The following is a 5,970-nucleotide window of genomic DNA, read 5'->3' as shown; positions in this document are numbered from 1 at the left end:
AATAAAAAATCAGTGCTTCAAAAAATAATATTCTCTAAAGATATTTACGACTAATATCAAACGGGAGATTATCGAACTTCAAAAGTAAATTCCATAATCTTCACAATGCTGCAAAATCAACTACGTTAGAATATTCACAAAAAGAAAAAGCCGCCTTAATGGGCGGCTTTTTCTTTTTGTGATCCCGCTGGGATTCGAACCCAGGACCCCTACATTAAAAGTGTAATGCTCTACCAGCTGAGCTACGGAATCGATACTCTTTTTTTCAAAAGAGGGTGCAAAGATAGAATCATTATTTAGTATTGCAAACTCCTTTTTATTTTTTATGAACAAATCCGCAACAGCGTTGAAAAAATATTTTTTTCAAGACAAAATTGGGTAACGTTCAAACGGTGCATTTTCATCAAATAATTTGCGATAAGTAGCCAATTTACGATAAGGTATAGCGCCCATGGCTTCAATTACACGAATCATTTTCGGATTAAAATCTCCAATCCAAGCAATTACCACGTCTTCGTAATTTCCTTTTTTTATCAACGCTTTCCGGAATTCGTCAAAAATAGCGCCTTCAATTCCTTTACCTTGATATCTGGGTGCTACTCCAAAAGCCAATCCGTAAGCAGTTTTACAGCTTTTTGTCTTTTGTTGCCACAAAAATTTGATTTTTCCCAGCCAATTAAAATTATCGCCCACATGTTTAAAAATTTCATTCAGTTCGGGCAAAGCAATGTAAAATCCGATGGGCGTTTCATCGTAATAGGCAAACCAAATCAATTCTTCTTCAATAACAGGTTTTAATTCTTTCACCATTTTCATGGCTTGTTCTTTGGGCATTTCTTTAAAATTTTCGTGCGATGCCGCCCAAGCTGCATTGTAAATCGTGCGAAAATCTTCAGCGTATTTTTCTAAATTGTTTTTTTTGATGTGTTCCAAATGGTATTTCGGATTTTTGGCTATTCGCTCCGATCGTTCAATATATACCTGTTGCAAAGGCGCATGTACTTTTCGATGAAAAACAATTTGCTCGTAAAAAACTTGAAAACCATAGGTCTCAAAAAAATCTTTGTAATAAGTCGGTTGATAATTCATCAAATAAAGCGGTGGCGACGTAAAATTTTCAATCAATAATCCCCAGTAACGGTCTTTTTCGCCAAAATTTACCGGACCATCCATTGCTCTCATGCCTTTGGCAGCGAGCCATTCCTTGCATTTGTCAAACAATAAAAAGGCCGCTTTTTTATCGTTAATACATTCGAAAAAACCCATTCCGCCAGCTTGCTGGCTGTAAGTATCGGCAGTTTTGTAATTGATAAAAGCGGCTACACGCCCTATAGTTTCTTGTTTTTCGTTTTTTAAAATCCAACGAATGGCTTCTCCTTGTTCAAAATACTTATTGCTTTTCTTATCAAAAACGCCTCGTATGTCTTGCTGCAAATGAGCAATCCAATTTTTATCGTTTTGATAGATCTTACGCGGAAGATTCAAAAAATCTTTTTCTGTGGATGCTGAATTTACCTCGATAATCTTCATGAAAAATTTTATTTTTCGCAAAATTAATTTTATAATTGTATTTCGCAATCTTAAACAAAATAACAATGATGAAATCGTTGGAGATAAAACCGCATGAAGGTTTGGGTACTTTAAAATTTGGTGTCGGAATGCAAGAAGTAGAAACGCTGGTTGGTTGTGCCGAAAACATTGAGCAATTTAATGAATTAGATGAGCACCGAACAATTGTTTGGCATTATTGGGAACAAGGTTATTCGCTATTTTTCGATCTTGATTTTAACAATCGTTTTTCCTCTGTAGAGATTGACAATGAAGATACTTTGCTCTGGGGAAAAAAAATTTTCCAACTAAAGGAAAAAGAAATTATTACTCTTTTTAAAGAAAAAGGATTTACTGAGATTGAAACAGAAATGCACGAATGGGGCGAAAAGCGGATTAGTTTTGACGAAGCAATAATTGATTTTTATTTTGAAAAAAATAAATTGGTCGCGATTAATTACGGCGTAATTAATGAACTTCTTCCGATAGTTATTTTTCCTAATTAATATTTTGGTAATTTTGCGTCGTGAAAAAAATATTTTTTCTGTTCGCTTTTTCCTGCCTTGTAAAATCTGCAATTGCTTGCGATTGTCCTCCGATACAACAAAATATTCAACAACAAAGCAGAACGTATGCCGTTATTTTTGAAGGAAAAGTAGATTCAGTCTCCGTGATTTCCGGCAAATACGCAAGTGTTTATTTTAATGTGTCTGAATTATTTAAAGGCAAAAGTTACGCCGAAAGCCAAGTTCGATTCGATTGTTCTACTTCTTGCCAGCTTAATTTTACACCGAAGGAAACTTGGATTATTTACGCCAACTATTATAAATACGGAGAATTAGAAATAAAATTTTGCAGCCGTAGTCGAAAACTTATTGCGGATACTACGCAAGATTATTATTCCGTAAATAACGGAATGTCTTTTAAAAATGAATTGGCTTTTTTACAGAAAAACTTTGGAAGTCAACCGCTTTTAAACGAAGACACAATTGCACTTCAGCACGAAGAAGAAGCGCAGCGATTGACGCATCCAACAGGAGTTCAGGCACTTTGGTTAGTCGGAATTTCATTTGTGGTGGTAACTGCTTTCCTTTATTTTTTCAATAAATATTTTAAATAGGAATTGTCAAGAAGTTACAAATTCGAGGAATCAATTTCTTTGATTTCTTTTTCGTATTTATTGGGAAACAATACTTTTTTTACAGCTCCGTCCAACTTACAAAACCTACTTAATTTATAAAAAGGTAAAATAATTGAAAGCAAAGATTTCTTTTTGAAATCCAATAGAATGCGTACTTTTTCAGGGATCACTAATTTTTGTCCTTCTATTAAAATAAAAAATCGGATTTTTCCCAAATGCTTTTTATATTGTTTAAAAAGATCAATCGTATAGTTGCTTTTTTTAAGATTATTTTCCAAATCAATTTCTCTCTGCACCAACCATTGCGAATAATCTGGCTGTAAACCTTTTAGTTTCATTCGGTTGCCAAACCTGGAAAAAACTTCGTAAACATCCTCCTTTTCTTCTTGACTAAGTTTCCGTTCCAACACTTCGTAAGAAGAAATTGAATAATAAATCAACATATATAAAACATCGCGATAAGCCCAATCCGGAATTTCGCTTTTGCGATTATTTTCAACTACTTTATGGATATTGTAAATGGAATCTATAATGTGTAAAGCGGATTCGTTTTCAGAAAAAATTATTTTTCGAGCATACGTTACAGTCGAAAATAATCGTCCTAAAGGATCGGCTGGAAGTCTGCCTGTAAAATAAAGCCAATCAACCGCTTTGTTTAACGCAAACTCGGCTGCGGCTCCTGCAAAAATAAAAAGGACAGTATCACTTTTACCCCAAATTTCGCGAACAATAGAATTTTTTTTAACGAAATAATTCATTTGTGAGATTGGGATTTTTTCCTTGAAAAAATGGGTGGAAATTTTACGCGATACTTAAAAAGCACCGTTGTTATTCAATAATTAAATTGAAAACTCAGTTTTGGAACCTTCAAAAAAATAATTTTTCTACGAAATTATTTTCGCGTCAGGATATTTTTCCTTCCACAAATCAAATGATTTTAAACTTCTTAAAATCATGACTGTTTTATAGTCCAATTGGACTTTTATAACCGGTTTATCGTTACCGATGTCTCTTTTCTTTTTCATAGTATGTGTTTTCTTATTCACATACGGATAACAAAATATGTTCCCTTTTGTTGTGTTGTCAGGCTAAACTTAACATCTTTTAACAAATCACTTCTGCGAAATTAATTTTTCGAGTCCGTACATTTCGTCTCTCAGCCTTGCTGCTTCCACAAAATCGAGTTCTTTTGCCGCAGATTCCATGGCTCTTTTTGTTTTTGAGATGGCTTTTTGCAATTCCTCTTTGCTCATGTACATCACTACTGGATCCGCAGCATAATTGATTGTTTCCGGTTCCACATATCCTTTGTTTGGCTTTTTATATCCTTGCGTGATACTCGCCTGTTGACGAATGGAATCCTTTGATTTTGTAATGGTTGTAGGCTTTATATTGTGTTCGAAATTATAGGCAATTTGTTTTTTTCTTCTGCGTTGCGTTTCGTCGATTGTTTTTTTCATGGAATCGGTAATTTTGTCAGCATACATAATTACTTTCCCGTTGACGTTTCTTGCCGCTCTCCCTGCCGTCTGCGTAAGCGAACGAGCCGATCGTAAAAAACCTTCTTTGTCAGCATCTAAAATCGCAACTAAAGAAACTTCAGGAAAATCAAGTCCTTCACGCAATAAATTAATTCCAACCAATACGTCAAAAAGTCCGAGTCGTAAATCGCGCATAATTTCTACGCGTTCCATTGTTTCAATATCAGAATGAATATAACGGCAACGCACATTTAAGTTGACGAAATATTTCGTTAATTCTTCCGCCATCCGTTTGGTGAGTGTCGTAACCAAAATACGTTCATCGCGTTCAATTACTTTTTGAATTTCAGCCATTAAATCATCAATTTGATTGAGACTTGGACGCACTTCAATAATCGGATCCAACAAACCTGTCGGACGAATTAATTGTTCAACTACTACGCCTTCCGATTTTTCCAATTCAAAATCAGCAGGCGTGGCACTTACGTAAACAATTTGATTGATCACACTTTCAAACTCATCAAATTTCAACGGACGATTGTCCATTGCTGCAGGCAAACGAAAACCGTATTCCACTAAATTTACTTTTCGGGAACGATCACCGCCATACATGGCGCGGATTTGCGGAAGCGTCACATGACTTTCGTCCACCACCATTAAATAATCCTTCGGAAAATAATCCAACAAACAGAAAGGGCGCGTACCCGGCAAACGTCTGTCAAAATAGCGGGAATAATTCTCAATTCCGGAGCAATAACCCAGTTCGCGCATCATTTCTATATCGTATGTTACGCGGTCTTCCAAACGTTTTGCTTCTAAATGTTTCCCTAATTCTTTGTAATAATCCACTTGTTTAACCATATCGTCTTGTATCTCGAAAATGGCATTTTGCATACTGTCTTTCGACGTTACAAAAATGTTGGCAGGATAAATATTAACCGAATCAAAAGGTTCTATTTTTTTCCCTGTTGAAGGTTCGATACTTTCAATTTCTTCGATTTCATCACCAAAAAAATGAACACGAATTGCGTGATCCGCATACGCCAAGAAAACATCCACCACATCACCTTTTACACGAAAATTTCCGCGAGAAAAATCAGCTTCTGTGCGCGAATACAAACTGCTCACCAACTGATGTAGAAATTTATTTCTGCTGATGACATCTCCCACTTTTATATGGATGACATTTTTATGGAAATCAGCGGGATTCCCGATTCCGTAAATGCAAGAAACGGAAGAAATAACAACCACGTCGCGCCTTCCGGAAAGCAAAGAAGAAGTAGTACTCAAACGTAATTTTTCAATTTCATCGTTAATCGCCAAATCCTTTTCTATGTATGTATTGGTGGTCGGAATGTAGGCTTCTGGTTGATAATAATCGTAATACGAAACAAAATATTCTACTGCATTGTTGGGTAAAAACTCTTTGAACTCGGCGTACAGTTGAGCCGCCAATGTTTTATTATGACTTAAAATAAGCGTTGGTCTTTTAACTTGTTCAATGACATTTGCCATCGTAAATGTTTTTCCAGAACCAGTAACGCCCAACAATGTTTGAGCCGGCAAGCCTTTTTTAATCCCTTCTACCAATTGACGAATGGCTTCTGGCTGATCGCCCGTAGGCTTAAAATCGGAAACAATTTTAAAATCCATCTTTGAGTTCTACAAAAAATAGACATCAAAGAACGATAAAAAAATGCAGAATTCTTTCAAGTAGATTTGAGAAATTATTTTTATGACACAAAATTATAGCCACAAAAAAGGAGTTTGAAAAATTAATTTTTCAAACTCCTTTTTTGT

General features: G+C 35.3%; 6 protein-coding genes and 1 tRNA gene. 2 read left to right on the top strand and 5 right to left on the bottom strand.

The window, feature by feature from the left end; all coding sequences use genetic code 11:
- Positions 1-179: 179 nt before the first annotated feature.
- A tRNA-Lys gene (locus ABIZ51_04060) sits at positions 180-252 on the bottom strand.
- Between the two features lie 111 nt (positions 253-363).
- Complete coding sequence (locus ABIZ51_04055) at positions 364-1,530, bottom strand: hypothetical protein (GenBank protein MEO7087948.1); 1,167 nt, start codon at positions 1,528-1,530, stop codon at positions 364-366.
- A 65-nt stretch (positions 1,531-1,595) separates the two neighbouring features.
- Between ABIZ51_04055 and ABIZ51_04050 the strand changes: the two genes are divergently transcribed.
- Both ABIZ51_04050 and ABIZ51_04045 read left to right on the top strand, forming a co-directional pair.
- Entirely contained in the window at positions 1,596-2,054 is a 459-nt protein-coding gene (locus ABIZ51_04050) for a hypothetical protein (protein MEO7087947.1), read from the top strand.
- Between the two features lie 20 nt (positions 2,055-2,074).
- On the top strand, positions 2,075-2,668 hold the full coding sequence (locus ABIZ51_04045; GenBank protein ID MEO7087946.1) for a hypothetical protein: 594 nt from the start codon (positions 2,075-2,077) through the stop codon (positions 2,666-2,668).
- Positions 2,669-2,682: 14 nt separating this feature from the next.
- Here ABIZ51_04045 and ABIZ51_04040 read toward each other — a convergent pair whose 3' ends face one another.
- From ABIZ51_04040 to uvrB, 3 genes are all read right to left on the bottom strand, one after another.
- On the bottom strand, positions 2,683-3,447 hold the full coding sequence (locus ABIZ51_04040) for an oxygenase MpaB family protein (GenBank protein MEO7087945.1): 765 nt from the start codon (positions 3,445-3,447) through the stop codon (positions 2,683-2,685).
- 126 nt (positions 3,448-3,573) lie between these two features.
- Positions 3,574-3,714, bottom strand: coding sequence for a hypothetical protein (locus ABIZ51_04035; GenBank protein MEO7087944.1), 141 nt, complete (start codon positions 3,712-3,714; stop codon positions 3,574-3,576).
- Positions 3,715-3,801: 87 nt separating this feature from the next.
- Complete coding sequence (uvrB, locus tag ABIZ51_04030) at positions 3,802-5,823, bottom strand: excinuclease ABC subunit UvrB (GenBank protein ID MEO7087943.1); 2,022 nt, start codon at positions 5,821-5,823, stop codon at positions 3,802-3,804.
- Positions 5,824-5,970: the final 147 nt, after the last annotated feature.

This window comes from Bacteroidia bacterium (assembly GCA_039924845.1).
Taxonomy (GTDB): Bacteria; Bacteroidota; Bacteroidia; order DATLTG01; family DATLTG01; genus DATLTG01.
Note: the sequence above shows the minus strand (reverse complement) of the source record. Positions and strands in the feature narration are given on the sequence as shown.

What these genes read in the sequence shown, in the direction of transcription:
- ABIZ51_04055 (MEO7087948.1), bottom strand. Translation starts at nt 1,530, where the DNA reads ATGAAGATTATCGAGGTAAATTCAGCATCCACAGAAAAAGATTTTTTG.
- ABIZ51_04050 (MEO7087947.1), top strand. Translation starts at nt 1,596, where the DNA reads ATGATGAAATCGTTGGAGATAAAACCGCATGAAGGTTTGGGTACTTTA.
- ABIZ51_04040 (MEO7087945.1), bottom strand. Translation starts at nt 3,447, where the DNA reads ATGAATTATTTCGTTAAAAAAAATTCTATTGTTCGCGAAATTTGGGGT.
- ABIZ51_04035 (MEO7087944.1), bottom strand. Translation starts at nt 3,714, where the DNA reads ATGAAAAAGAAAAGAGACATCGGTAACGATAAACCGGTTATAAAAGTC.
- uvrB (MEO7087943.1), bottom strand. Translation starts at nt 5,823, where the DNA reads ATGGATTTTAAAATTGTTTCCGATTTTAAGCCTACGGGCGATCAGCCA.